The sequence below is a fragment of the Streptomyces sp. NPDC048507 genome, from assembly GCF_043199995.1.
In the GTDB taxonomy this organism is placed as follows: Bacteria; Actinomycetota; Actinomycetes; order Streptomycetales; family Streptomycetaceae; genus Streptomyces.
The window spans coordinates 78713-103003 of the sequence record NZ_JBICWZ010000016.1; the positions used below are offsets into that span (position 1 = coordinate 78713).

General features: G+C 73.4%; 24 protein-coding genes. 3 read left to right on the forward strand and 21 right to left on the reverse strand.

Going from position 1 to position 24291, the window contains the following annotated elements; translation table 11 throughout:
• Positions 1 to 38: 38 nt before the first annotated feature.
• The 16 genes from ACGFXC_RS31180 to ACGFXC_RS31255 all read right to left on the reverse strand — a co-directional run bounded on the left by ACGFXC_RS31180 (position 39) and on the right by ACGFXC_RS31255 (position 15888).
• Positions 39 to 275: an acyl-CoA carboxylase epsilon subunit gene (locus tag ACGFXC_RS31180; protein WP_393718228.1), complete on the reverse strand. Its 237-nt coding sequence runs from the start codon at positions 273 to 275 to the stop codon at positions 39 to 41.
• Between the two features lie 118 nt (positions 276 to 393).
• Positions 394 to 1344: an ACP S-malonyltransferase gene (locus tag ACGFXC_RS31185; RefSeq protein ID WP_393718229.1), complete on the reverse strand. Its 951-nt coding sequence runs from the start codon at positions 1342 to 1344 to the stop codon at positions 394 to 396.
• A gap of 49 nt (positions 1345 to 1393) precedes the next feature.
• The gene (locus ACGFXC_RS31190; protein ID WP_393718230.1) at positions 1394 to 2215 is read right to left on the reverse strand and encodes a 4'-phosphopantetheinyl transferase family protein; all 822 of its coding nucleotides are present in this window, start codon (positions 2213 to 2215) and stop codon (positions 1394 to 1396) included.
• On the reverse strand, positions 2212 to 2589 hold the full coding sequence (locus tag ACGFXC_RS31195) for an acyl carrier protein (RefSeq protein WP_393718231.1): 378 nt from the start codon (positions 2587 to 2589) through the stop codon (positions 2212 to 2214). The genes ACGFXC_RS31190 and ACGFXC_RS31195 overlap by 4 nt, the downstream gene beginning before the upstream one ends.
• A gap of 59 nt (positions 2590 to 2648) precedes the next feature.
• On the reverse strand, positions 2649 to 4088 hold the full coding sequence (locus ACGFXC_RS31200) for an MFS transporter (protein ID WP_393718232.1): 1440 nt from the start codon (positions 4086 to 4088) through the stop codon (positions 2649 to 2651).
• Positions 4089 to 4219: 131 nt separating this feature from the next.
• Positions 4220 to 6547, reverse strand: coding sequence for an SDR family oxidoreductase (locus ACGFXC_RS31205; RefSeq protein WP_393718233.1), 2328 nt, complete (start codon positions 6545 to 6547; stop codon positions 4220 to 4222).
• Between the two features lie 2 nt (positions 6548 to 6549).
• A complete protein-coding gene (locus ACGFXC_RS31210; RefSeq protein WP_393718234.1) occupies positions 6550 to 7512 on the reverse strand; it encodes an aromatase/cyclase in 963 nt (320 codons plus the stop codon).
• A gap of 94 nt (positions 7513 to 7606) precedes the next feature.
• Positions 7607 to 8392 (reverse strand): SDR family NAD(P)-dependent oxidoreductase, encoded by a 786-nt coding sequence (locus tag ACGFXC_RS31215; protein ID WP_393718235.1) that lies wholly within the window; start codon positions 8390 to 8392, stop codon positions 7607 to 7609.
• A 103-nt stretch (positions 8393 to 8495) separates the two neighbouring features.
• Positions 8496 to 8780 carry an acyl carrier protein gene (locus ACGFXC_RS31220; protein ID WP_362134156.1) on the reverse strand — a complete coding sequence of 95 codons (285 nt, stop codon included), beginning with the start codon at positions 8778 to 8780 and terminating at the stop codon, positions 8496 to 8498.
• A 29-nt stretch (positions 8781 to 8809) separates the two neighbouring features.
• A complete protein-coding gene (locus ACGFXC_RS31225; RefSeq protein ID WP_393718236.1) occupies positions 8810 to 10027 on the reverse strand; it encodes a ketosynthase chain-length factor in 1218 nt (405 codons plus the stop codon).
• A complete protein-coding gene (locus ACGFXC_RS31230) occupies positions 10024 to 11292 on the reverse strand; it encodes a beta-ketoacyl-[acyl-carrier-protein] synthase family protein (RefSeq protein WP_393718237.1) in 1269 nt (422 codons plus the stop codon). Before ACGFXC_RS31230 ends, ACGFXC_RS31225 begins: the two co-directional genes overlap by 4 nt.
• 37 nt (positions 11293 to 11329) lie before the next feature.
• The gene (locus tag ACGFXC_RS31235) at positions 11330 to 11662 is read right to left on the reverse strand and encodes a TcmI family type II polyketide cyclase (protein WP_393718238.1); all 333 of its coding nucleotides are present in this window, start codon (positions 11660 to 11662) and stop codon (positions 11330 to 11332) included.
• Positions 11663 to 11705: 43 nt separating this feature from the next.
• Complete coding sequence (locus ACGFXC_RS31240) at positions 11706 to 12353, reverse strand: TetR/AcrR family transcriptional regulator C-terminal domain-containing protein (RefSeq protein ID WP_393718239.1); 648 nt, start codon at positions 12351 to 12353, stop codon at positions 11706 to 11708.
• Between the two features lie 103 nt (positions 12354 to 12456).
• Positions 12457 to 13932: an FAD-dependent monooxygenase gene (locus ACGFXC_RS31245; RefSeq protein WP_393718240.1), complete on the reverse strand. Its 1476-nt coding sequence runs from the start codon at positions 13930 to 13932 to the stop codon at positions 12457 to 12459.
• 233 nt (positions 13933 to 14165) lie between these two features.
• Positions 14166 to 15011: a helix-turn-helix domain-containing protein gene (locus ACGFXC_RS31250; RefSeq protein ID WP_393718241.1), complete on the reverse strand. Its 846-nt coding sequence runs from the start codon at positions 15009 to 15011 to the stop codon at positions 14166 to 14168.
• 106 nt (positions 15012 to 15117) lie between these two features.
• A complete protein-coding gene (locus ACGFXC_RS31255) occupies positions 15118 to 15888 on the reverse strand; it encodes a response regulator transcription factor (protein WP_393718242.1) in 771 nt (256 codons plus the stop codon).
• A gap of 227 nt (positions 15889 to 16115) precedes the next feature.
• Here ACGFXC_RS31255 and ACGFXC_RS31260 point away from each other — a divergent pair, with 227 nt between their 5' ends.
• Positions 16116 to 16733, forward strand: a complete 618-nt coding sequence (locus ACGFXC_RS31260) for a ScbR family autoregulator-binding transcription factor (RefSeq protein ID WP_393718243.1) — start codon at positions 16116 to 16118, stop codon at positions 16731 to 16733.
• A gap of 161 nt (positions 16734 to 16894) precedes the next feature.
• Here the strand turns inward: ACGFXC_RS31260 and ACGFXC_RS31265 are convergent, their stop codons facing one another.
• The 4 genes from ACGFXC_RS31265 to ACGFXC_RS31280 form a co-directional block, all read right to left on the reverse strand.
• The gene (locus ACGFXC_RS31265) at positions 16895 to 17860 is read right to left on the reverse strand and encodes an SRPBCC family protein (RefSeq protein WP_393718244.1); all 966 of its coding nucleotides are present in this window, start codon (positions 17858 to 17860) and stop codon (positions 16895 to 16897) included.
• Positions 17861 to 17968: 108 nt separating this feature from the next.
• Positions 17969 to 18235, reverse strand: coding sequence for an actinorhodin polyketide synthase (locus ACGFXC_RS31270; RefSeq protein WP_393718245.1), 267 nt, complete (start codon positions 18233 to 18235; stop codon positions 17969 to 17971).
• Between the two features lie 157 nt (positions 18236 to 18392).
• Positions 18393 to 19214 (reverse strand): BTAD domain-containing putative transcriptional regulator, encoded by an 822-nt coding sequence (locus ACGFXC_RS31275; RefSeq protein ID WP_393718246.1) that lies wholly within the window; start codon positions 19212 to 19214, stop codon positions 18393 to 18395.
• A 340-nt stretch (positions 19215 to 19554) separates the two neighbouring features.
• Entirely contained in the window at positions 19555 to 20391 is an 837-nt protein-coding gene (locus tag ACGFXC_RS31280; RefSeq protein ID WP_393718247.1) for a BTAD domain-containing putative transcriptional regulator, read from the reverse strand.
• Positions 20392 to 21559: 1168 nt separating this feature from the next.
• Here ACGFXC_RS31280 and ACGFXC_RS31285 point away from each other — a divergent pair.
• The gene (locus ACGFXC_RS31285; protein WP_393718248.1) at positions 21560 to 22558 is read left to right on the forward strand and encodes a ScbA/BarX family gamma-butyrolactone biosynthesis protein; all 999 of its coding nucleotides are present in this window, start codon (positions 21560 to 21562) and stop codon (positions 22556 to 22558) included.
• Positions 22559 to 22569: 11 nt separating this feature from the next.
• Here the strand turns inward: ACGFXC_RS31285 and ACGFXC_RS31290 are convergent, their stop codons facing one another.
• On the reverse strand, positions 22570 to 23418 hold the full coding sequence (locus ACGFXC_RS31290; protein WP_393718249.1) for an NAD(P)H-binding protein: 849 nt from the start codon (positions 23416 to 23418) through the stop codon (positions 22570 to 22572).
• 142 nt (positions 23419 to 23560) lie between these two features.
• On the opposite strand from ACGFXC_RS31290, the gene ACGFXC_RS31295 reads away from it, so the two are divergent.
• Positions 23561 to 24241, forward strand: coding sequence for a ScbR family autoregulator-binding transcription factor (locus ACGFXC_RS31295; protein WP_393718250.1), 681 nt, complete (start codon positions 23561 to 23563; stop codon positions 24239 to 24241).
• The last annotated feature ends 50 nt before the right edge of the window (positions 24242 to 24291 follow it).

Below are 24291 nucleotides of genomic sequence, written 5' to 3' on the forward strand. Positions count from 1 at the left end.
GGGTCTCCTCGGTGGGAAGGTGCGCGCCGGCGGGCGCGTCAGGCGGGCCGGGGCCCGGCGCGGTGGGCGCGCCAGGTGCGCGGCCCGAGGAAGTCGCGCGGGCGGCCGGACCGGCACCAGCCGGCCACGGCGGGCCCGCTGCCCGCCGTACCCCCGAACTCGCCCTCCAGGGCCGCGGCCCGGGCGAGCACGACGGCGGTGAGCGCGGCGAGTTCGTCGGTGTCGGGGCGCCCCCTCACCACGCGGATGAGGTGGTCCGGCGCTTGCGTCTGCACGGGCTGCTCCTCTGGTCGGGACGGTCCGCGCCGGCGGTCGCGGCGGCGGGTCGGCGTGCGCGGGCGGTGGCCGGGCCCGGGCGGGTCCGCGTACGGCGGTCCGTTGCGGGCGGGCCGGTCAGACCGCGGTCGTGCTGAGGGCCCCCACGGCCTCGGCCAGTCGCCCGGCGGTGTGCGTCGGGTGGACGCGGGCGCCCGGCAGGATGTGCCGGACCAGTCCGCTGAGCACCTGGCCGGGGCCCACTTCCACGAAGCGGTCGGCGCCGGCGGTGGCCAGCGCGCCGACGGCCTGGGTCCAGCGCACCGGGCTGGTGAGCTGGCCGCGCAGGGCGACGACGGCCTCGGCGGCGGTCGTCACCCAGCCGCCGGTGACGCCGGAGACCAGCGGGACGGCCGGGTCGCGGAACTCCGTGGCCATCAGCGTCTCGGTGAACTCCGCCTCGGCCTCGTCCAGCAGGCTGGAGTGGAAGGGTCCGCCGGCCCGCAGCCAGGCGATCCGGGCGCCGGTCACGGCGGCCTCCCGCGCGACGCGTTCCACGGCCTCCGCCTGACCGGAGACCACGGTCTGCCGGGGCCCGTTGTCCCCGGCCACCTCCACGACCTGGCCGGTGGCCGCCCGGGCCTCGGCGCACATCCGCATCAGGTCCGTACGGCGCGGGCCGATCACCGCCACCGTGGCGCTGCCGACCCGGTCGCCGACGGTCGCGACGAGCTCGCTGCGCAGCCGCACGAGCCACAGCGCCTCGGTCCACTCCAGGACGCCGGCCGCCACCAGGGCCGCGTACTCCCCCAGGCTGTGCCCGGCGACGGCGTCGGGCGCCAGGCCCTCGCCGCGCAGCACTTCCAGCACGGCCAGGCTCGTCAGGAAGACGGCCGGCTGCGCCACCGCCGGGTCCTCGAAGTCCCGGGGGGAGCCGTCCCGGCAGATCCGGGCCAGGGGGATGCCGAGGAGGTCGTCGGCGGTGCGGTAGTGGGTGTCGGCGAGGTCGGGGCGCAGGGCGAGCAACTCCCTGGCCATTCCGGCGCATTCGGAGCCCTGGCCCGGGAAGAGGAAGGCGGTGCGGCTCATCCGGTCACGTCCTTTTCTGTGGTGGGGCCGGCCGTTTCCTCGGGTCGGTTCAACGGGCGGGCGGGGTGCGGTCCGGGGCGGTACCGGAGCAGACGGTGTGGCCGACGGAGAGCCAGGCGTCCGGTACCCACCTGACGTCGACCTTCGCGGGAGAGGGTCCGGCCACGGCGACGGCCGCCGCGTGGCTGGCGTCGGCGGGAACGCCGACCATGGTCCAGCCCTGCGGGTGACGGTCGTGATCGGTGCCGAGGTAGTCCTCCGCGGGGGAACGGCTCAACCCTGTCCCGAGCCCCTTGAGGAATGCTTCCTTCCGCGTCCAGATCTGGCCGAAGAGCTGCCTGCGCTCCTCGCCGGCCTCGGCTTCGGCTATCTCCAGCTGCTCCTGCGGGTGGAGCGCCTTCGAGCAGATGTCCACCGTTTCGGCACCGGGGAGCTTCTCGACGTCCACGCCGAGCGGCACCGTGCCGACGCCGACCATGGCCACTCCCCCGCTGTGCGAGAGGGAGTAGTGCAGCGGGGGCGGCGGGGGCGACAGGGCGGGGCGGCCGTGTGCTTCGCCGCAGCCCGGGCAGGGCTCGCGCATGAAGCGCACGTCCTCGGGCCGGGTGGCCGTGTAGCGCCCGAGGAGGCGGCGGACTGCCACGTGGGCGGCCGCGTAGAGCATGCCGTCGGACTGGCGGATGAAGGAGTCGGTGCGCTTGCGCTCCTTCTCGTCGAGTTCCTCGATGGCGAGCGCCTCGGCGTCCGCGCCCGTGGGGCGGCGGATCAGCCAGAGGTCGACGCGGTCGGCGGAGAGGGTGAAGTCGGGGCGCGCGAGGTCCCGGTGGTTCACTGCCGGGCGCGTGGCCGGCAGGAGCGTGGTGGCCGTCATGCCGGCACCGGGGCGCCGTGCAGGTGGGCGTCCGGGCCGAACTGGCCGGCGAGGCAGTCGATGAGCTCCTGGGCGCTGTTGGCGAGCAGCAGCCGCTGGAGGTTCACGTCGACGCCGAGCGTGTTCTCCATCCTGTACTGGAGTTCTATTCCGGAGATGGATCCGATGCCCAGGCAGCCCATGGGACGGCCCGTGGTGTCGACCATGTGCGGCTCGATGCCGAGGATGCGGCCGAGCTCCTCGCGGACGTACTGCTCCAGGATCCGGGTGCGCTCGCGCAGTCCGGCGGTGTGCAGCAGGGCCATGTCGGGCCGGGTCATGTGGACCAGGCCGGTGTCTGTCTCGTACGTCTGTGACATGTGAAGTGTGTTCATGACGCTTTCCGGGGTCGGGGCGGACGGGGCTGTCCCCGTCCGCCCGTGGTCGGTTGCTTTCACGGTCGGATCGGTGATGAGGGGGACGGTGAAGCGGCTGGTGAAGGACGGGGGCGGGCGGCCGGGAGCAGGCCGCCGAGGGCGACGCAGGCTCCGGCCGCCCCGATGGCGGTGACCAGCAGGAGCGCCGGCCCCGGGCCCACCGTGTAGAGGGCGGCGACGGGCGCCGCCGTCAGGGCCGCGCCCGCCTGGACGAAGGTCTGGTAGAGCCCGCCGGCCGCGCCCTGGAGCCCGGCCGGGACCGTGCCGGTGGCCTGGAGGTGCAGGGCGGTGAAGGCGAGCACGAAGGCGGCCCCGACGCAGGCCGTCGCGGGCAGCAGGGCGGTGAACCCCGGATCCGCGTCCGGGGCCCGCGGGTAGAGGGCGTAGCCGAGCGGGGCGAGGACGGCGCCGGCGGCGACCGCCCGCGCCGGGCCCAGCCGGACGGCGATCCGCGCCGAGTGCAGTGCGCTCAGCGCGAGCGGGGCCGCCGCCGGCAGGAAGCAGAGGGCGGTCTGCCAGGGGCTGCGGCCCGCACCCTGCACGTGCAGGGTGGCCACGAGCAGGAAGCCCACGTACGAGCCGTTGAGCGCGGCGGCGCCGAGCGCGGAACGCAGCAGCGGTGCGTGCCGCAGCAGTACGGGGGGCACCAGCGGCCGCGCCGCGCGCCGTTCGGCCGCCACGAACACCGCCGCCGCCGGCACCGCCCCGCAGAGGGCGGCCGCCGCGAGGTCCGGGTCGCGGCCGGGGCCCGCCAGGTGCGCGAGCCCGTACACGAGCAGCAGGACCGCGCCGGTCAGCCCGAGGGCGGCCGCCACGGCGTGCCGTCCGGGGCCGCGCGCGGCGCCCGGGCCGCGGACGTCGCGCGGGACCAGCCGCGCCCCGGCGGCCAGCAGGAGCAGCGCGACGGGGGCCGGGAAGGCCAGGGTCCAGCGCCAGCCGACCGCGGTCAGCAGCCCGGCCAGCAGCAGCCCGGTGCAGAATCCGGCGGCGCCGAAGAAGGAGTAGAGGGACACCGCCCGGCGGCGGGCGGGGCCTTCGGGGACGGCGGAGGTGATGATGGCCAGCCCGGTGGGCGCGGTCAGCGCGACGCAGCAGCCCTTGACCACGCGGGTGGCGGTCAGCAGGGCGGCGCCGTCCGCCAGCGCCCCGGCCAGCGAGGCGGCGGCGAAGACGAGCAGCGCGGCCAGGAACACCCGGCGGCGGCCGAGGTGTTCGACCAGGCGGCCGCCCAGCAGCAGGAGGCCGCAGAATCCGGCGGCGAAACCGCTGACGATCCACTGCGCCTGCGGGACGGACAGCCCCAGACCGGCGCCGGCCGAGGGCAGGGCGATCAGGTTCGCGGACACCTCCAACGCGTCGACCAGCATGTTCGCGGCGAGTACGGACACCAGGGCCCGGGGAACCGGGCTCGGGTGCGCCGGCCCGCCGCCGGTCGGGGATTTCGTCGAGGACTGCATGCTCGCGTTCCACCAGGAGGGACGGGGAGGGAAGGGGAGGGGCGGGGCGCCGGGGAGGGATCCCCGCCGCCCCGCCCCGGCGCCGGCGCGGCGCGGGTGTGCGCCGGCGGGTCTCGGTACGGGCGGACCGCTCAGCCGAGCAGGGTGCCGCCCGTGGCGTCGACGAAGGAGCCGGTGATCCAGCGGGCCTCGTCGGTGGCGAGGAACGCCACCACGTCGGCCACGTCCTCCGGTTCGCCCACCCGGTTGAAGGCGGACAGCGAGGCCATGTGCTCCACCGCCTCGGGGATGTCGAAGACGGGGCTGCCGTTGCGCGTGATGCCGGGCGCCACCGAGTTGATGGTGATGCCCCGCGGACCGAGCGCCTTCGCGAAGTGCAGGGCGAGCTGTTCGAGTGCCCCCTTGCTCATCGCGTAGGCGATCTCGTCCGGGTTCGCGAACCGGGTGAGGCCGGAGGAGATGTTGACGATCCGGCCGCCGTCGGGCATGTTCCGCAGCGCCCGCTGGATCAGGAAGAACGGCGCCTTCGCGTTGACCGCGAAGATCCGGTCGAACTGCTCCGGGGTGATGTCGTCGGGGCCGGCCCCGCCCATCACCCCGGCGTTGTTGACGAGGATGTGCAGGTCGGTGCTGCCGGTGCGGTCGAGGAGGTCGGCCTCCAGGGCGCCGAACAGGGCGTCCACGTCCCCCGGTACGCCCAGTTCGGCGCGTACGGCGAAGGCGCGGCCGCCGTCGCGTTCGACCGCGGCGACGACGTCGCGGGCGGCCGCCTCGTCGCTGGTGTAGTGGACCGCGACGAGCGCGCCCTCCTCCGCCAGCCTGATCGCCGCCGCCCGCCCCATGCCCCGGCTCGACCCGGTGACCAGCGCGCTGCGGCCCGCGAGCCGGTCCGTGCCGCTGCGGCGCTCCCGTACGGCGGGCGCCACCGCGGACACCGTCGCCGGCGCGCGCACGGCGGGCGGCCGGGCGGCGGGGACGGACGCCGGCCCGAACCACCGCGCCAGTGCCGCGGCCGGGTCCCCGTCCGGGCCCGAGTCGGCGGTTCCGTCCGCCCAGACGACGTGGCCGTCCGGGCGCACCAGCAGGGCCGTCCCGCCGGTCCCGTCCGCCCCCTCCGCGGCCGTCGCCACGCGCACCCGGTCGCTCCAGGGCAGCGCGGCGGCGCGCAGTTCCTCCCGGCGGGCCTCGTCGCCCGGTGCCAGGAGCAGCAGGCCCCGGCCCGCGCGCAGCAGTGCGAAGGTGGTGGTCCCGCCGTCCTCGCCGACGGCCCCGGCCTGCGGCAGGCGCAGGCCGAGCGGCGCGGGGCCGTCCGCCCCGAGCGCGTAGCGCACGTCGAGTCCGGAGATCATCCCGGCCAGGTGGGCGCGTACGTCCTCGTGGCCGGTGAGTTCGGCGAACACCTCCCGCACCGCGTCGACCTCGGGGCCGCCGAGCAGCAGCAGGGCCTGGGTCCTGATGTTGCTCTGCACGGCCTGGCCGACGGGGTACCGCTCCTCGTGGTAGCTGTCGAGCAGTTCCTCGCCGCCGTGCCCGGCGAGGACGGCGGCCAGCTTCCAGCCGAGGTTGAAGGCGTCCTGGAGCCCGAGGTTGAGGGCCTGGCCGCCGATCGGCATCTGCTGGTGCGCCGCGTCGCCGGCGAGCAGGAGGCGGCCGCGGCGGTAGTGGACGGCCTGCCGGGAGGCGTCCCCGAAGGAGTTCACCCACAGCGGGGTGCCGCCGCCGATGTCCTCGCCCGTGATGCGCTTCCAGGTGTCGGCGACCTCCTCGAAGGAGGGCGCTCCGCGCCGGGGGCGGGAGCCGAACTCGTGCACCATCACCCGGGTGACCCCGTCGGGCCGGCGGGCCGCGATGGCCAGTCCGCCCTCCAGCCGCTCGAAGCGGCGGGCCGGGATGTCCAGGCCCGCGACGTCGGCGCGCAGCAGTTCGCGTTCGGCGTCGGTGCCGGGGAAGTCGAAGCCGCCGAGCGTGCGGACCGCGCTGTGTTCGCCGTCGCAGCCGACGACGTAGGCCGCCCGCAGGGAGGCGGGCGTGCCGTCGGGGCCGCGCGCCTCGACGGTGACGAGGTCGCCGGCCACGGTCAGCGCGGTCACCTCGTGACCGCGCCGTACGTCGGCGCCCAGGTCGGCGGCCCACTGGCCGAGCACTTCCTCCAGGCGGGTCTGCGCGACCTTCCACTGGCCGGGGTAGGGGCCGGGCAGGGAGAGGTCGAAGGGGATCCCGCCGAAGTGGCCGGACGGGTCGTTCGGCACCTCGCCCAGGCCGTCGAGCAGGCCGCGGGTGTCGAGGATCTCCATGGTGCGCGAGTGCAGGGTGGAGGCGCGTGATTCGGTGGTCGGCGCGGTGAGTTTGTCGAGGACCACCACGTCTGCGCCCGCCAGCCGCAGTTCCCCGGCGAGCAGCAGGCCGACGGGCCCCGCCCCGACCACGATCACCTCGGTTTCGGTGTAGTCCCCAGACATGATCAGTCCTTGTTCTCGGCCCGCGCGATGCCTTCGGCATGCGCTTTGGCGTGGTTGAGGGTGGCGGTGCTGTTGGTGCTGAGCGCGGTGTGGACGTAGCGCTTGGCGTCCTCGACCGTGGCCGCGTCCCCGAGGATCCGGGCGATGTTCGCGGTGTTGACGGTGACCGTGTGCTGCGAGGAGGCCGCGACGCCGTCCTCGTTCTCGGTGAAGGTCCAGTAGCCGGTGTGCAGGGTCATCAGCGCGGGCAGCGTGGTCTGCTTGTACGCGATCTTGTGGTGCGGGAAGGTCACCCGGTAGGACTTGGTGGTGTGCACCGAGCCGTCCTTGGCCCGGGTGTCCATCTCCAGCTCCTGGAGCCCGGGGGTGTCCTCGCTCAGGCGGACGCTCGCCACGTGCGGCAGCCGCTCGTGCCAGCGGTCGGCCTCGTTGACGAAGTCGTAGACGTCCTTCGCGGAGCCCTCGATCTGCACGGTGTCCTCGAAGGAGAACGTCAGGTCCTCGGCCGCGTGCGCCGCCTCGACGTTCGTCTTCAGCGCGGCGAGTTCGGAGCGCGAGTTGCGGTCCACGGCCCGGTCGATCCATTCCAGGGACGCCGGGTCGTCGTCGATGGCCCGGTAGTCGTGCAGCAGCCGTACCCGCGACGCGTCCGCGGCGAGTTCCTCGATGATCCAGGTGCCGCCCATCGCGGCGACCGGCGGCGCGGGGATCTCCTGGCGGAAGGTGATCGTCAGGGCGGCGGCGTCCAGGGTGCGGTGCGAGGTCCAGCTCTTCGCCTCGCCGTTCGCGGTCGCCCAGATCCGGATCCGCTCCTCGCCGGGGCCCTCCGGTATCCGGTCGACGTAGATGGTCGGGGGGAAGATCCGGGGCCAGTTCCCGACCTCGGCGATCAGACGGTAGACGGCGGTGGCCGGGGCCGAGATCGTGATCTCGTGCTCCACCTCGCGCAGGCCGGGCTGCGTCATGCTGGTGACTCCTCGGAATCGGGGGGAACGGTTCGCGTCGGCGGACCGCGGGCGGGCGGACGGTGGCCTGTCGGGCGGCCGGGCGGCCGGCCGGTCAGAAGTTGCCGAGGCCGCCGCAGACGTTCAGCGCCTGCGAGGTGATCGACGCGGCGGTGTCCGAGGCCAGGTAGCCCACCAGGCCGGCCACTTCCTCCGGCGTCGAGTACCGGCCGAGCGGGATCTTCGCCTGGAACTTGGCCAGGATGGCGTCCTCGGTGGCGTCGTAGGCGGCCGCGTAGCCCTGCCGCACCCGCTGCGCCATCGGCGTCTCGACGTAGCCGGGGCAGACCGCGTTCACGGTGATGCCGGTCGGGGCCAGCTCGTTGCCGAGCGCCTTGGTGAAGCCGACCACCCCGTGCTTGGAGGCGGAGTAGGGGGCGCCCAGCACGACGCCCTGCTTGCCGGCCGTGGAGGCGATGTTGATGATCCGGCCGCGGTCCTTGGCCCGCAGTCCGCCGGTGGTCAGCGCCTCGCGGGTGACGCGGAAGACGCTGTTGAGGTTGGTGTCGATGACGTCGTGCCACAGCTCGTCGTCGATGTCGGCGGTCACGCCGCCGCCCGAGCGCCCGGCGTTGTTCACGACCACGTCAATGGTGTCGAACCGGTCCACCGCGGCCCCGATCCACGCCCGCACCTCGTCGGTCGAGCGGACGTCGACCTCCGCTCCGTCGACCTCGAAGCCCTCGTCCCGGAGCTGCTTGACGGTCGCGGCGACGTTCTCGGCGTTGCGGGCGCCGATGAAGACCCGGTGGTCCTGCGCGGCCAGCAGCCGCGCCACGGCCAGCCCGATGCCACTGGTGGCGCCGGTGACGACGGCGACCCGCTTGCCCTGATCCGACATGTGTCTCTTCTCCAAAACCAGAAAGGTGAACGGTGTGGGGGGCGGCGGACGCCGCGCCGGAGCGGCGTCCGCCGCCGCAGCGGCCCGGCCGGGGCGCGGCGGCTCAGGCGTCGACGAGCGAGCGCAGGCTCGCGTTGACGGCCGTGACCAGCAGGCGGGGGGTCGGGTTGTCGGTGAAGACGTCGTCGTCGAGCGTGATGCCGAACTCGCGCTCGATGCGGCCGCCGGTCTCCAGGAGCGCGAGCGACTCGTAGCCCAGCATCTCGAACTCGCTGTCGAGGATGTCGCCGTCGAGGTCGACGTCCTCGTCGGCTCCGGCACCCTCCAGGAGGATGCGCTTGAGGTCGTCGAAGGTGAACTCGTGCTTGGACAAAATGGGTCCCTTCATCGGTACGGGGTGGGTGGGTCGGCCGGACGTCAGTCCAGGGAGCGGAAGACGACCGCGGAGTTGAAGCCGCCGTGGCCGCGGGCGAGGACGAGCGCGGTGCGGACGGACGCGGTGCGCGGGCGCAGGGTCACCAGGTCGAGGTCGTAGGCGGGGGACAGCTCCACGTTGGTGGTCGGCGGGATCAGGCCCTCCCGCATGGCGAGGACCGCCGCGACCACGTCGATGGGGGCGGCCCCCGAGTTGATGCGTCCGGTCATCGTCTTGGGGGCGGTGACCGGTACCCCGTACGGGCCGAAGACGGCGGTGATCGCCTCGGCCTCCTCCCGGTCCAGGCGCGGGGTGGCCGCCGCGTCGGCGAAGACCACGTCGACCTCCGCCGGGTGGCAGCCGGCGTCCGCGAGCGCCGTCTCGATGGCCCGGCGCAGTCCCGGTTCGCGGCCGCTGCCGGGCTTGGGGTCGAGCGTGGAGCCGTAGCCGGCGAACTCGGCGTAGACGGTGCGGGCCCCGCGGGCCCGGGCGCTGTCCTCGTGTTCCAGGATCAGCAGCGCCCCGCCCTCGCCCGGTACGTAGCCGGCCGCGGCCTCGTCGAAGGGCAGGTAGGCGCGCTCGGGCTCGTCGCTCGTGGACATCAGGCCGCCGTGCAGGTGCGAGGCCCAGCCCAGCGAGCAGATCGAGGCGTCGAAGCCCCCGGTGGCGATCAGCCGGCTGCCCCTGCGCAGCTGGCGGCGGGCGTGGGCGAGGGCGTCCAGGCCGCCCGCCTGGTCGCTGATGACGACGCCGGTCGGCCCGCGCAGCCCGTTGCGGATCGAGATCTGCCCGCTGTTGACGGCGTAGAACCAGGCGAAGGACTGGTAGGCGCTCACGTGGTTGGCGCCCAGGCTCCAGAGCTTGCGCAGTTCGTTCTCGCCGAACTCGAAGCCGCCCGAACCGGCCGCGGTGACCACGCCCATGTCGTACGGGTCGATCTCGCCCGGCGCCACGCCCGCGTCGGCGAAGGCGCAGTCGGCGGCGACGAGGGCGAGCTGGGTCACCCGGTCGGTCTGCGGGACGAGCCGGCCCGGCAGGTGTTCCCCGGCGTCGAAGCCGTGGATCTCCCCCGCCAGGCGCGAGGGGTAGGAGGAGGCGTCGAAGCGGGTGACGGGCCCGATGGCGTTCTTGCCGACACGGGTCGCCGCCCAGTAGTCCTCCACTCCGAGCCCGCTGGGGGCCGCCACACCGATGCCGGTGACCAGGGTCCTCGCGCTCATGCGGTCCTCCTGTCGGGCCGGGCCAGCACCATCGCGCTCTGGAAGCCGCCGAACCCGCTGCCGACGGTCAGGACGGCATCGGTGCGGTGTTCCCGCGCGACGAGCGGCACGTAGTCGAGGTCGCACTCGGGGTCGGGAGTGCGCAGGTTCGCGGTGGGCGGCACCAGGTGGTGTTCCATCGCGAGCAGGGACGCGGCGATCTCCATGGAGCCGACGGATCCCAGCGAGTGCCCGATCATCGACTTCACCGAGCTCACGGGCGTGGTGTAGGCGTGCGCGCCGAGGGCCAGCTTGTAGGCCGCCGTCTCGTGGCGGTCGTTCTGCCGGGTCCCCGAACCGTGCGCGTTGACGTAGTCGATGTCGGCGGGGTTCAGCCGGGCCTCGTCCAGCGCCACCGTGATGGCCTCGGCCAGCTCCCGTCCGTCGGGACGCAGCCCCGTCATGTGGAAGGCGCTGGAGCGCGATCCGTAGCCGGCCACCTCCGCGTAGACGTGCGCGCCGCGGCGACGGGCGGCCGACAGTTCCTCCAGGACGAACACCGCGGCGCCCTCGCCGAGGACGAAGCCCTTGCGGGAGGCGTCGAAGGGCCGGGAGGCCGTCTCCGGTTCGTCGTTGAGGGCGGTCGTCGCCTTGATCGCGTCGAAGCACGCCAGGGTGAGCGGGGTGATCGGGGCGTCGGTGGCTCCGGCGACCATGACGTCGGCGCTGCCCTCGCGGATCAGGTCGACGGCGTGCGCGACCGCGTCGATCCCCGCGGTGCACCCGGTGGAGACCACGGTGGACGGGCCCTGCGCGCCGACGGCCCAGGCCACCTCGGCGGCGAAGGAGCTCGGCACGAACTGGTCGTAGAGCGGGCCCGGCGCGTACATGTGGTCGACGAGGGCGAGGCCGCCGTCGTGGCTCGCCACGCGGTAGGCCTTGTCGAGACCGGCGATGGCGCCCACGGCGGTGCCGATGCTGACCCCCGTGCGGTAGGGGTCGGCCCCGGCCAGGTCCAGGCCGCTGTCGGCGACGGCCTCGTGGGCGGCGACCACGCCGAACTGGGCGGCGCGGTCCATGCGGCGGACCTCCCGGGAGGTCAGTCCGTGCAGTTCGGGGAGGAAGTCGGCCTCGGCGGCCACCCGGGAGCGGAAGCCGGCGGCGTCGAAGTGGGTGATTTCGCGCGTCGCCGTACGTCCCGAACTCAGCAGGCTCCAGAACTCGCGGGTCCCGATGCCTCCCGGCGCCAGCACTCCCACCCCCGTGATCACTACCCGGCGAGCCACCGGCGCGGCCCTCCCCTCGTATCGGGCCGGTCGGAGGTCATTGCGCGGCCGACCAGTCGTAGAAGCGGGTGGCCATGGCGTCGGCCGGGGTGCGCCAGGTGGCGGGGTCGTACGGCTGGATGAAGGGCAGCAGGTCGTGGCTGATCTTCATGAAGCGCGGGTCGTTGCGGGACTCCTGGATGCGCTTGCCGCCGTCGTCGGCGGCGAAGTCCTGGAGGTGGAAGTACAGGCCCTTGTACATGAACAGGCGACGGCGCAGGGTCCCCATCCGCTCCGGCATGTCGGTCTTGTCGAACTCGGAGAACAGCGTGGCGACTTGGTCGCTCGACATGTCGTTCATCCGGGCCACGATCAGGTTGCTGTGCTGCATGCGACGTCTCTTTCCTGGTGTCGGTGCGTCGGTGGCGGTGGGGTCAGGGGTGGTAGAGGCGGATGAAGTCCGCCACTCCGTCGGCGATCAGCGCGTCCGCCTCGGCCCGGGGCAGCGGCAGGGCGCCGAGGAAGGAGCGCTGGACGACGCCGGAGGGGACCAGCAGGATGAAACGTTCCGCCGCCTGGTCGGCGTCGGGGATGTGCAGCAGCCCGCGGGCGGCGAGGCTCCGCAGCCGGTGCGCCAGTTCGCGGCGGGCCTGGCGCGGTCCGGTGGCCTGCCACTTCTCCACGGCCTCGGCCGGCAGCCGGGTCACCTCGGCGCTGATGTGCCGGACGATCGCGAAGTGCTCCCGGAAGGCCTCCAGCGGGGCCAGCCAGGCCCGGCCGAGGGCGATGAGGTCCTGCTCCAGGTCGGTGATCTCCGCCAGGTGCGTCTCGGCGACGGACGCGAGGGCCGCCGCGACCGACGCCGAACTGTCCAGCAGCACGCTCAGCAGCAGCTGCTCCTGGTCGGGGAAGTGCCGCGCCACGGCGGCCGGCAGCACGCCCGCCTCCGCGGCCGTCGCCTCGGGTGTGGAACGCGTCCAGCCCTCACGGGCCAGGACGCTGCGGGCGGCCCGGACGATCGCGCGCCGTTCGCCGGCCGGGCCGGCCGCGGAGCGCTCGATCGTTGCGGTGGGCGTTGCCATGGATGGTTCCTCCTCGTGACGTGCGCGTCCGGCCGCCGCTGCGGCGGCCGTCGGTGGTGCTGACCGTCCAGCGGTACGGGGGCGTGCGGGCCGTACGGGGTCGTCAGGGAGCGCCGAACCAGCGCTCCAGCGCCATCGGCAGGTCGTGGTGGCTGCCGGGCGCGGCCCAGGCCACGTAGCCGTCGGGCCGGATCAGCAGGGCGGTGGTGTCGTGCGGCGCGTACGCGGCCCCGTCCGCGGCCGCCTCCCGGGGCCGGGCCGTGACCAGGTCGACCCGCTCGGACCAGGCGGCCGCGCGCTGGCGCAGCCGGGGGTTGTCCGCCAGGTCCAGCAGCACCCCGCGGGCGGGGCGCAGCAGTTCGGTGCTGGAGGTGCGGCCGCCCGGGCCGTCCAGCTCCAGGTGCGGCATCCGGCGGCCGAGCAGCGGGTGGCCGCCCTTGCCGACGTCGTAGGTGATCTCCAGTCCGGTCACCATGGCGGCGAGGTGGCGGGCCACGTCCTCGTACGCCATGAGCTCGCGCAGCGCGTCGCGCAGCGGCTGGACCTCCGCGCCGCTGAGGAACAGCAGGCCCTGGGCCCGGGTGTTCATCAGCAGCCGGCGGCCGACCGGGTGCCGCTCGCCGTGGTAGGTGTCGAGCAGGGCGAGCGGGGCCCGGCCGCGCACCACGGAGGCCAGCTTCCAGCCGAGGTTGACCGCGTCCTGGATGCCGGTGTTCATGCCCTGGCCGCCGGCCGGCAGGTGGATGTGGGCCGCGTCCCCGGCCAGCAGCACCCGGCCGCGCCGGTACTCGGTGGCCTGCCGGGCGGCGTCCCCGAAGGCGCTCACCCAGACCGGCTCGGCGGCCGAGATGTCCTCGCCGGTCAGCCGCTGCCAGGCGGCGGCGACCTCCGCGAAGGCCGGCGGAGCCTCGCGCCGCCGCGGCGGGGTGCCGCGTTCGCAGACCACGATGCGGGTGGTGCCGCCGGGCAGCGGACCCACCATCACCATGCCGCCGGGCAGGGTCTCGCCGATCATCCGGGGCTTGAGCTCGACGCCCTTGATGTCGGCGAGGTACATCTCCATGGTGGCCGCCGAGCCGGGGAAGTCGAAGCCGGCCGCCTTGCGCACGGTGCTGCGCCCGCCGTCGCAGCCCACCAGCCAGGCGGCGCGCAGGGTGTGCGGGCCGCCGGGGCCGCGCACCTCGACGTCGACGCCCTCGCCGTCGTCGTGCACGGCGAGCACCTCGTGGCCGCGCCGGATGTCGGCGCCCAGACCCGTGGCCCAGTCCTCCAGGTGCGTCTCGGTGACGGACTGCGGCACCGTCTTGGCCGCCTGGCAGGCCCCGTCGAGGATGCCGAAGTCCAGGGGCAGGCCGCCGAAGTGGCCCAGCGTGCTGCGCTCGATCTCGCCGAAGCGCGCCAGGATGCCGCGCTGGTCGAAGGTCTCCAGCGTGCGCGTGGTGAAACCGAGGCCGCGCGATTCGCCCGTACGGCGCTCCAGGCGCTCCAGGACGATGACGGAGACTCCCGCGAGCCGCAGTTCGCCCGCGAGCATCATGCCCGCGGGACCCGCGCCGACGACGATCACTGGGGCGTCCATCACGTCTCCTTGAATTCGCCTCCGGAGACAGTGCACCGGATCTTGACTACAAGGTTCTTCGGACGCGAGCGGCCGTTCAATGGGGCTGGATTCAGGACTCGGTCAGGTTCCACAAGGGCCGGTCCGCTGCGTCGGAGAACGGACAGGGGAGTGTCAAGGGCAGGTCAGAACACTCCGCCCGGCGCTGCCGGACGGAGTGCGTGACGCGGGGAGGGGGGCGCGGCGCGGGGCCGTCAGGCGCGGGCCGCGGCCCGGCGTTCGAAGCAGGCGCGGACGTCGCCCTCGTGGTAGTACGTGCGGCCCGCGCGGCCCTGCCGGCGCCACCGCTGCTCGCTCGCCAGCCGGTAGACGGTGCCCGTCGGTGTGCGCCACAGCTGCGCGATGTCGGCGGCGGTCAGCCAGCGTTCGGTGGCCGGGGCCGGGGCGCCGGGTGCCCGGCCGGATCCCATCGCCTCGCTCAGGGCGCTCCACTGCTCGCTGGTCCAACGGTGGCCCGGGTCGGCCTCGCAGACGATCGCCGGCCCGTCGGCCGGCGTCGCGGCGCGCACCGACAGGGCGAGGGTGCCGGGGCAGCCGGGCTCGGGGCAGCCGCCGAGGCGTACGGTGCGCGCCGGGTCGGGGAACGCCGCGCGGCGTCCGGCCCGGACCAGCCGGGCGATCTCCTCGCTGGCCTCGCCGGCCGCCGGGTGCGCGGCGAGCCAGTCGGTGTTGCGCAGCAGGAAGGCGGTGAGCCCGGCGACGGTGCGCGGCGGCGGCGCGAACCCGCGCTGCTGCGCGACCAGGCCGCTCCAGGAGCCGAGTACGGAGATCATCCGGGCCCGTACGTCGGCCGCGGCCCCGTTGAAGGGCAGGCCGGGCAGCTCGCCGCCGGAGGTGCGTTCGCGCAGGCTGCCCGGGGAGGCGCCGCCGAGCACGCGCCCGCACTCCTCGTAGAGGTGCGCCAGTTCGCCGAGTCCCGCGTCGAGGTGCTCCCGGCAGGGCCGGCACAGCCTGCCGCCCCCGGCCGTGCGGCGCCGCGGCCGTCCGCCGGCGTTCCCGCCCCGGCAGCCCTCGCCGTGGCACAGTGCGCTCACCGTCATGTCGTTCCCCCCTCGGCTCGGTGCCGGTGTCCTGCGTGGGTCCCGCGCGCCCGGGCGTCCGTGCGCCTGCGCGCGTGCGGACCGGGCGGACCGGGACGGGCCGGGCTCAGCCCTGGCCGAAGCGGAATCCGACGCCGCGGATCGTGATGATCCAGCCGGCGCCGATCTTGTTGCGCAAGGTGCTGACGTGGGTGTCGACGGTGCGGCGGGACCAGGAGTCGCCCCACACCTGCTGCATCAGCATCTTGCGCGGTATGACGGTGTCGGGATGGGACGCGAGGAGGTAGAGCATGTCGAACTCCTTGCGGGTGGTCTCGACGGGTACGCCGTCCAGGGTCACCTCGCGCGTCCCGGAGTCGATCCGCAGGGCCCCGCAGGTGATGCTGGCGGCGACGGGACGGGTCGGGCGCGAGCGCCGCATGACCGCCTCCATGCGCGCCATCAGCTCGCGGAAGCCGTAGGGCTTGGCCAGGTAGTCGTCCGCGCCCGCCTGCAGGCCGAGGACCCGGTCGAGTTCGCTGCCCCGGGCGGTGACCGCGATGACGGGGATCTCGTGGGCCGCGCGGATGCCCCGGCAGACCTCCAGCCCGTCCAGGTCGGGCAGTTCCAGGTCGAGGAGGACCAGGTCGGCGTCGGCGTAGGCGCGCAGCGCCTCGCTGCCGGTGCCCACGATGTCGACCTCGTGCCCGTGCCGGCGCAGACCGCGCGCCAGGGTCTCGGCGTCGGCCGAGTTGCTCTCCACGATGAGGATGCGCCACAGCGCGGACTGGGCCGGCGTGTGGTGCGGTGTTCTCAGGCCTTCGACCGGTGGGAACCCGGCGTTCGCCACCGCGGTGGCCGTGTGAGGTTCCAGCACAGCAAGGGTCCGCTGGTTCATCTGCCCCCCTCCCTCAAGCTCGGTTGGGTCAACGTCACAGAAGATACAAACCGCTTCGTCGGTTTGTCAAAGGTCCCAAAACTCAGCAAGGTTCGCGAAAACTGGGCCAAATCGGCCATCGAGGGACGAGAATCGCCGTAAAACAGGCCACCGCGGTCCACCCGGACACGGTTCCAATACCAACGGGACGGTTTAATAATGGAAGGAAACTGATACAGGAGCTATGCGTGATCAAACAAGAACGCGCCGTCCGGACCCGCCGCGCGCTGATCGAATCAGCCGCGACGGTGTTCGGCCGGCGCGGGTACCGAGAGGCGACGCTGAACATGATCAGCGTCGGAGCCGGAGTCAGCCCGGGCGCGCTGCACTTCCACTTCGAGAACAAGGCCGCCGTCGCGGCGGCCGTCGAGGCCGCGGGTGCGCGCGCCCTGCGCGCGGCCGCGCGGGAGGTGTACGAACGGCGCACCTGCGCCCTCCAGGCCCTCGCCGACAGCTCCCAGGCCCTGGCCGGACTGCTCCTCGCCGACGTCGTGGCGCGCGCCGGCTTCCAGCTCGGCCGTGAGCCGACCTACCCCTCCTCCTACGCCCTGCCCAGGGAGTGGCACCTCTACGTCCAGCTGCTGCTGACGCAGGCGCAGGAGGAGGGCGCGCTGCTGCCCGGCCTGAACCGGCAGAGCGTCACGACGACCGTGGTCGCCGCCACGCTCGGCTTCGAGGTGCTCGGCCGCGACGACCCGCAGTGGCTGGCTCCGCGCACGGTGGCCGGGTTCTGGCGGGTCGTCATGCCCTGCCTGGCCGTCCCGGCCACCCTGCGCGCGCTGGAGGGCGCCGGACGCGGCGGCTGAGGCGGCCGCCGGCCCGCCGCCGGACACGCCGAACGGCCCGTGCCCCGCCCCTGATCACGGGGCGGGGCACGGGCCCCGACCGATCGCTCCGTACGGTGAGCGGGGCGGCCGCCGCCGCGGCCGCCCTCGCGCCCGCCCGGCACCGTTCGCTCCCGGCCCGCTCACACCGGCCGCAGGCTCCTGACCGCCTCGCGCGCGTACTGCTGCGCGGGCTCCAGCGTGGCCCGGCTCTCGCGGCCGAGCACCTCCCGCACGTACCGGCGCGCCCGCGCGAGGTCCGTACCGGGTCCCATCACCCGCTCCACCGCGCGTTCGTCCAGCAGCGCGTCGTGCCGGCACACCACGGTGACCCCCGTGGCATCCGGCTCCACGGACCACTCCCCGGCGTGCGCGGCCAGCAGGGGGTGCGGCGTCGTGTTCTTGAAGACGATCCGCCCGGCCGCCGGGAAGCAGACCCGCAGCGCCTCCGTCGGGTACGCGGAGCCGTCGTCGGCGAGGTTGACCAGGCTGGTGCGCTGCACGCCCGGACGTTCCTCGGTGACGTCGGCGCCCACCACGTGCGCGACCCGGCCGGGCCAGGAACCGACCCGGTAGAGGAACTCGTGGACCGGCTCGGCCGGTCCCTGGACGCGTACGGACTCCTCGAAGGACACCCGCAGGGAGTCGAGCCGGTGCCAGCGCTCGGCGAACGCGCCGAAGCGGCCCAGCACGGCCTTCGCTCCGTCGCGCGCGGACTCCAGCACCCGTTCGACGTCGGCCGTCCGGTTCCCGGCGACGGTGATGTCCTGCTCCAGGGTCAGCCGCGACCAGCCGGGGGCCAGCTCCTCCACGCTCCAGACGCCGCCGGCCGTGGTGACGGGCTCCGCGGGCCGCTCCCGGCGGAAGCCGATGCGCCGTCGGTGCGCGTCCAGGGTCCGCCGCCACAGCTGCGGCCGAATGCTCCCGTCCACGGCGGCCCACTGGGAGTACCGGTCCGTGGCACCGTCGAAGTCAAGTCTCTCCACGTGCACGGTGTCCGGCAGGAACAGCGGCCACGGCGTGGTGTCGGCCACCAGGGCGTACAGGACTCCGGCGGGCGCGGCCGCGTCGACCGCGTGTGACATCCGGTGTACTCGCTCGACAGACATCAGACACCTCTCTCAACGCTTGACGCAGAGTCTGTCCGTATCCGCCGGAGCCCCCTTGGAATGTCGCTCGAATCGCGCACGCGGCCCGCTCCCGGCGCCGCCGGGGGATCACACGACGGCGGCCCGGCTGTCCAGGACCCCGTTGACGAGCCGCAGGAAGAGCCTCGGGGTGTCGGCGAGTTCGAGCAGGTCGCCGTCCAGGAGGACGTCGTACTTCCGCTCGATGGAGCCGGTGGTCTGCAGGACGGAGAGACAGTCGTACCCGAGCTCGATCCAGTACAGGTCCTGGACTTCCTCCGTCAGTTCGACGCAGTCCTCCTCGCCGCCCCACACCCGCAGGATGCGGGTCAGGTCGGTGAGCTCCAGCCGGTCCATGGCTTCCCTCTCTCCTCGTCCGCCGGGGCGGCGACGCACACCGGGTCGCGAAGAGCCTGACCGGGCTCGCTGGAGAGCCGCTCACGCGGGAAGCCAGCCGCGCTGGAGCCGTCTTGCGTCCGCCCGGGTCCCTCCCGGTCCGCCCGGGCGCCGTGCGTCAGGCCGCGTAGAGGTCGAAGGTCGAGCTGCGGCGCGGGCCCGCGACCACGTCGAGCGCCGGGTCCACCCGGAGCATCGCCTGGTGCAGCCGCTGGAGCTGCTGCGAGGGCTCGACGCCCAGTTCGCCGATCAGCCGGCCCCGGAGCCTGCGGTACACATCGAGCGCGGTCGCCTGGCGCCCGGACCGGTACAGCGCGACCATCGCCTGCGAGTGCAGGCCCTCGTGCTGCGGGTTCCTGGCCATCAGCTCGGTCAGCTCGGCGAGGAGTTCGGTGTGCCGCCCCAGCCGCAGGTCGACGTCGATGCGCCGCTCGGTGGTCACCAGCCGGCTCTCCGCGAGCCGCAGCACCTCGATCTCCAGGATCGGCCCGACCTTGACGTCCACCAGCGCCGGCCCCTGCCACAGGTCGAGGGCCCGGCGCAGCAGCAGCGCCGCCCGCTCGTCGTCGCCCTCGTCGAAGGCGGCCTGACCGCCGGCCACCAGGGCCTCGTAGGCGTGGACGTCCACGGACTCCTGCGGGATCTGCAGCAGGTACCCGCCGTGCCGGGTCGCGAGCACGTCCTTGGCCGTACCCGGGGCGCCCGGCCCCATCGCGGTGCCGAGCCTGCGGCGCAGCTGGAGGATGTACGTCTGGAGGGTGGTGAGGGCGCTCTCCGGGAGCTTGGTCCCCCAGATCTCCTCCATCAGGGTCGGTACGGGCATCACCCGGCCCGGGTAGAGCGCGAGGAGCGCCAGGATCTGACGCGGCTTGCCCGCCGTAGGAACGATCGATGTCCCGTTGACCTCAGCGCTCAACGGACCCAGAACCTGAATCTCCACGGTCTCCCGTCTCCCCTCCGTATTTCGTCGAGATACTCTCGGTTTTCCGTATTCGACCCGATGACGGTAAGCCAGCGCCGGGCGCGGTCACCGCGTTCTCAAGCCGACGTCGAGCAGACCTCCGAAACAGGCGAACGGCCGGTGGATTCGAAACCGTGGCTTCCGATTGGAGGCCAGAACCCCTGTTCAGCACGTAGATCAGGCCTCTCATCATTGTTCCGGTTACCTGGTGCGAAATATGTTTCCGCGGATTTACGGAAGCTTCCGGAAATGATCCGCGAATGATCTTTGGGTGAACGCGTGAACGCCCGTGGCTCCGTACGTTCGAAGGGCCGTCCGGTCAGCCCACCCGGGCCAGCCGCTTGCGCGCCGTCTCCGGGGATTCCGCCGGGTTCTCGGGACCGCTCATCAGGATGGAGCGCTGCAGGCTGCGCAGGGCGGAGGACGGCTCGATGCCGAGCTCGCGCACGAGCGTGGCGCGCAGCCGCTGGTAGACGCTGAGGGCCTCGCCGCGGCGGCCGGAGCGGTGCAGGGCGAGCATGAACTGCCCGTGCAGGTTCTCGTGGATGCGGTAGCGGCTGGCCAGTACGGTCAGCTCCGCGAGCAGTTCGCGGTGCCGGCCGAGCCGCAGGTCGGCCTCGATGCGCTGGTCGAGCGCGCACAGCCGGGTCTCCTCCAGGCGCCGCGTCTCCATGTCCAGCTGTACGCCGCCGTCCACGTCGGCGAAGGCCGGCCCGGACCAGAGCGCGAGCGCCTCGCGCAGCAGCCGCGCGGCCCCCGGGAAGTCGCCCGCGTCCATGGCCCGGTAGCCCATTCCGGCCAGCCGGTCGAATGCGCGGACGTCACTGGTGCCGCCGGCGCTGCTGAGCATGTAGCCGCCGGGCAGCGTGACGAGCACGTCCTTGGCGGTCCGGACCGCGCCGCCCTCCTCGGCGTCGCCGCCCTCCAGCGCGGCGGCGATCAGCCCGCGCAGCTGGAGCACGTAGGTCTGCAGCGTCGTACGGGCGCTGCGCGGCGGCTTCTCCCCCCACAGTTCCTCGATCAGCGCGGCGACCGGGACCACCTGGTCCGCATGGAGCGCGAGCAGGGCCAGCACCTGGCGGGGCTTGGCCGCGGTCGGCGTGATGGAGACCCCGTTCTCCCGTACGGCCAGTGCGCCCAGTACATCGATGTCCACGCCGTACTCCCCTGCTTCGTCCTTGGATGAGCTCTCGACTTTCGCTGGAATGAGCAAAAAACAGCCGGGCCGGTTTGTCAATACCAAACCGGCTGTACCGTTTTTCGCCGTCGCTCAGCCCCTCAGGCCCGCGGAGCCCGCCCCCGACCTGCCGTTTCTTGCCCCCCACCGGGGCCTTCGTCCCTCTCCAGAGGCCCCGGAGAGCCTCAGGAATCGCCCTGGAGGGGTCGTCTTGCAGACAGAAGACGGCCGAGAACAGACCATGTGGTTGGCTCCGCCCCCGCCACCCCCTCCTCACGGGGGTCACCCGGCCGACCGTCCCAGACCGCTCGGGACTCTGAACACGAGGCGAAGTCGATCAATACAAACCGCTTTAGCGGTTTGCTCGCCGGTATTCGCACTAGGGATGGAGCAGAGCCCTGGCAGAGATCCACTGGACCACCGCTGGAAACTCCGCGCCGCGAGGCCCCCGCGCCGGGGGCCCCGGCGGCCGTTCGGGCCACGTACCGCCCGCCACCCGTTCGGTGACGGCGGCCCGCCCGGGCCCGGCCGCCCGCGGCCGCCCGCCCCGCCGGCGGCCGGTTCGGCGACCGGCGGGGCCCGGCCACGGAGTGGCGACAGGACGTGGCATATGCCAGGAGATTCACATAAGGGAAGGGCGAACGGGACCGGTGTGCCGGTCCGTCGCCGCCCCGCCCCCCGCTCCCGGGCCGCCCGCCCCCGCGCGGCGGCCCCGGTGGCCGGCGCAGCGCCCTGGAGTGCACGGCCGCGCCAACCGGACTCCGACATGCCGCATAGCGGGACCCTCCGTTCGCGGCGCGCCCCGGGCGGGGCGGCCTCGGGTCCGCGCGCGGCCCCCGGCCCGCACGCAAAGGAACCGCCCCGGTGCGAATCGGCCATTTTTCGGCACCAAGGCTTCATCGAGCGTCCGACAACCCACCGGGGCACCCCCCAGGTCCCTCTTGAGATGGTTCAGTGCGAGTGGCGCGGATGCGACGCCGCACCCGGGGGGAGGGCCGGGAGCGGCAGAGGAACGGCCCGTGGCCGGAATGCATTGCTCCGCATATTTCGGAATCGGGGGTTGTGATCCCTCTGGATAAAAAACCGGTTGGTATATATTTTTCTCGCAGTCACACCTGTAACTGGCCAGCGCTGTCTAGGGGGAACAATGAGCGCGAGCACGTTTCAAGTCGAGCGCACAGCGGTCTACGAACCGGCGTGGCGCACCTCCGCCCCACCGAACAACCGCCGTGACCAGCGCTTCACTTCGCTGACCTCGACCGTCCCGAAGGAATTAGTGCACCGCGCCTCGGTCGCCGAGGTCCTGCTCACGGACTGGGAACGCGTCGACCACACCCGCTTCACCGTCAGCGCCCAGTGGCCCCGCTGCCACAGCTTCTACTCCCCCGTGGCCGGCGGTTACCACGATCCGCTCATGTGCGTCGAGACGATCCGCCAGATCGGCAGCCTGCTGGGACACGCCGAATTCGGGGTGCCTTTCGGCCACCACTTCCTGCTGTGGGACCTCAGCCTCACCGTGGACCCGGAGCACCTCCGGGTGCACGGCACCCCCGCTTCCCTCGACATCGACGTCACCTGCACGGAGGTCAGACGGCGCGGCGGTGACCTGGGCGGGCTGAACTACGACGCCGTGGTGCGCCGCGACGGACACGTCGTGGCCACCGGGCACGTCTCCTACACCTGCACCACCCCGGCCGTGTACCGGCGCATACGCCCTCCGCACACGCTGCTGCCCGGCCACAAGCCGCTGCCGCTGACGGCTCCCGTCGCGCCGCAGAGCGTCGGCCGGCTCTCGCCGGTCGACGTCGTCCTCTCGCCCCTGGCCGAGCCGGACAGCTGGCAGCTGCGGGTGGACCCCAATCACCCCGTCCTCTTCGACCACCCCGTGGACCACGTACCGGGCATGGCCCTGCTGGAGGCCGCCCGGCAGGCGTCGGCCGCCGCGCTCGGCCGCGCCGCCCTGCTCCCGCTCAGCATCTCCGGCGACTTCAAGCGCTACGCCGAACTCGACGTGCCCTGCGTCATCACCGCCGAGCGCCTCTACGACGGCGTGCCGGGCGGGCAGGAGACGGTGGCCGTGGCGGGCCACCAGGAGGGCAACCTCGTCTTCAGCTCCCTCGTGACGGCCGCTCCCTACATCGGCTGACCAGAAAGGCCTCAGACCCGCTCGAAGACCGCTACATGCTCCGCGGCCCACTGCCGGAACGACCGGGCCGGCCTGCCGACCACCTCCCGGACCGTGTCCCCGACCCCTGCCTTGGCCCCGGCGCGCTGTCGCTCCGCACTGCGCAGCAGCGCCTCCACCACGGCTGCCGGGTACCGCGCGCCCCACGCCGCGCGGGCCTGCTCGGGCTCCCACTCCTCGAACCGCAGCGGACGGCCCAACAGGGCGGAGAGCTGGGCCGTCTGCTCCACCGCCGTGAGCGCCCGGGGCCCGGTCAGCGTGTGCGCGCGCCCGGTGTGCCCCGGCTCCGTGAACGCGCGCACGGCCACCTCGGCGATGTCACCCGGATCGACGCAGGCGTTCGCCGAGCTTCCGTACAGGCCCCGGACGACGCCCTCCGCGCGCACCGATCCCGCCCAGGACAAGGCGTTGGACATGAAGGAGCGCGGGCGCAGCAGCGTCCAGTCCATCCCCGATCCGCGCAGGGCCGCTTCGTTCTCCCGCTGCCAGCGGGTGATGAGGTCATCGGCCCGCTCGTCCTCGACGGCGGCCGCGGACAGCTTCACCACGTGCCGCACCCCGGCCTCCCGGGCGGCCCGCAGGAACCGCGCGTCGTCGTCGCGGCCGACGCGGCCGGTCACCAGGAAGACCGCGTCCACGCCCCGCACGGCCCGCGCGAGCGAGGCCGGATCGTCGTAGTCGCCGCGGACCGCTTCGGCCGTCGGGGCCAGCCGCGCGATGCGTTCCGGTTGCCGTGTCATCGCCCGTACCGCGGGGCCCGGGCCGAGGCGGCGCAGCACCTCCCGTCCCACCGTTCCGGTAGCCCCCGTCACGAGAATCATGGTCCGTCCTCAGGTTCGTCCGCGTGCCTTGTGCGACATGCAGGGTTGGCGTAAGGGTCACCCGCTGTAAGATACGTACGGGACGGGCGGTTTGCACCAGAGCTTCCGACGCTCCGAGAATCCTCCGAGGGAAGGAGCCACAGTGGCTGAGCAAGTCCGAGCCATCCGCACGCGCCAGGCGATCCTCGCCGCGGCGGCGAAGGTCTTCGAGGAACGCGGCTACCAGGCGGCCACCATCTCCGAGATCCTCGCTTCGGCCGGGGTCACCAAGGGCGCCCTCTACTTCCACTTCCAGTCGAAGGAGGACCTCGCCTTCGGGGTCCTCAACGCGCAGAACCAGAACCTCGTCATCCCCGACCGCGCGATCAAGGTCCAGGGGGTGGTGGACATCGTCATGCTGCACACCTACCGCCTGCAGACGGACCCCATGGTCCGCGCGGGCGTACGGCTGACGATGGACCAGCTCGCCCAGGGCCTCGACCGCAGCGGTCCGTTCCGCACCTGGGCCATGCCCGTGCGCGAGGGCCTGGAGAGGGCGAAGAGCCAGGGCGAACTGCTTCCCCAGATCGATCCCACGGAGACCGCCGACGTCATCGTCGGCACCTACGCGGGCATCCAGTCGATGTCCCAGGCCCTCACCGACTACGAGGACCTCGTCTCCAGGGTCACCGCGCTCCTGCGCCACCTGATGCCGAGCATCGTCCAGTCCTCCGTCCTGACCTCCGTGGACATCTCGGAGAGCCGCGGCCAGAACGTCTACAACGAGGCCTTCGCCCACTCGCAGAGCGTGCCGGAGGCCGAGGTCGAGCGCGCGGCCGGCTGACCCTCCGGAACGGAAATATACCGCATGGACTGTTCTTCGGGAGGGGTTGC

Excerpts from the sequence above, each read along its gene's own strand:
- ACGFXC_RS31185 (WP_393718229.1), bottom strand. The coding sequence starts at position 1,344 with ATGAGCCGCACCGCCTTCCTCTTCCCGGGCCAGGGCTCCGAATGCGCC.
- ACGFXC_RS31210 (WP_393718234.1), bottom strand. The coding sequence starts at position 7,512 with ATGACGCAGCCCGGCCTGCGCGAGGTGGAGCACGAGATCACGATCTCG.
- ACGFXC_RS31255 (WP_393718242.1), bottom strand. The coding sequence starts at position 15,888 with ATGAACCAGCGGACCCTTGCTGTGCTGGAACCTCACACGGCCACCGCG.
- ACGFXC_RS31240 (WP_393718239.1), bottom strand. The coding sequence starts at position 12,353 with ATGGCAACGCCCACCGCAACGATCGAGCGCTCCGCGGCCGGCCCGGCC.
- ACGFXC_RS31200 (WP_393718232.1), bottom strand. The coding sequence starts at position 4,088 with ATGCAGTCCTCGACGAAATCCCCGACCGGCGGCGGGCCGGCGCACCCG.
- ACGFXC_RS31195 (WP_393718231.1), bottom strand. The coding sequence starts at position 2,589 with ATGAACACACTTCACATGTCACAGACGTACGAGACAGACACCGGCCTG.
- ACGFXC_RS31265 (WP_393718244.1), bottom strand. The coding sequence starts at position 17,860 with ATGTCTGTCGAGCGAGTACACCGGATGTCACACGCGGTCGACGCGGCC.
- ACGFXC_RS31225 (WP_393718236.1), bottom strand. The coding sequence starts at position 10,027 with ATGAGCGCGAGGACCCTGGTCACCGGCATCGGTGTGGCGGCCCCCAGC.
- ACGFXC_RS31270 (WP_393718245.1), bottom strand. The coding sequence starts at position 18,235 with ATGGACCGGCTGGAGCTCACCGACCTGACCCGCATCCTGCGGGTGTGG.
- ACGFXC_RS31285 (WP_393718248.1), top strand. The coding sequence starts at position 21,560 with ATGAGCGCGAGCACGTTTCAAGTCGAGCGCACAGCGGTCTACGAACCG.
- ACGFXC_RS31190 (WP_393718230.1), bottom strand. The coding sequence starts at position 2,215 with ATGACGGCCACCACGCTCCTGCCGGCCACGCGCCCGGCAGTGAACCAC.
- ACGFXC_RS31235 (WP_393718238.1), bottom strand. The coding sequence starts at position 11,662 with ATGCAGCACAGCAACCTGATCGTGGCCCGGATGAACGACATGTCGAGC.
- ACGFXC_RS31220 (WP_362134156.1), bottom strand. The coding sequence starts at position 8,780 with ATGAAGGGACCCATTTTGTCCAAGCACGAGTTCACCTTCGACGACCTC.
- ACGFXC_RS31245 (WP_393718240.1), bottom strand. The coding sequence starts at position 13,932 with ATGGACGCCCCAGTGATCGTCGTCGGCGCGGGTCCCGCGGGCATGATG.
- ACGFXC_RS31250 (WP_393718241.1), bottom strand. The coding sequence starts at position 15,011 with ATGACGGTGAGCGCACTGTGCCACGGCGAGGGCTGCCGGGGCGGGAAC.
- ACGFXC_RS31205 (WP_393718233.1), bottom strand. The coding sequence starts at position 6,547 with ATGTCTGGGGACTACACCGAAACCGAGGTGATCGTGGTCGGGGCGGGG.
- ACGFXC_RS31215 (WP_393718235.1), bottom strand. The coding sequence starts at position 8,392 with ATGTCGGATCAGGGCAAGCGGGTCGCCGTCGTCACCGGCGCCACCAGT.
- ACGFXC_RS31290 (WP_393718249.1), bottom strand. The coding sequence starts at position 23,418 with ATGATTCTCGTGACGGGGGCTACCGGAACGGTGGGACGGGAGGTGCTG.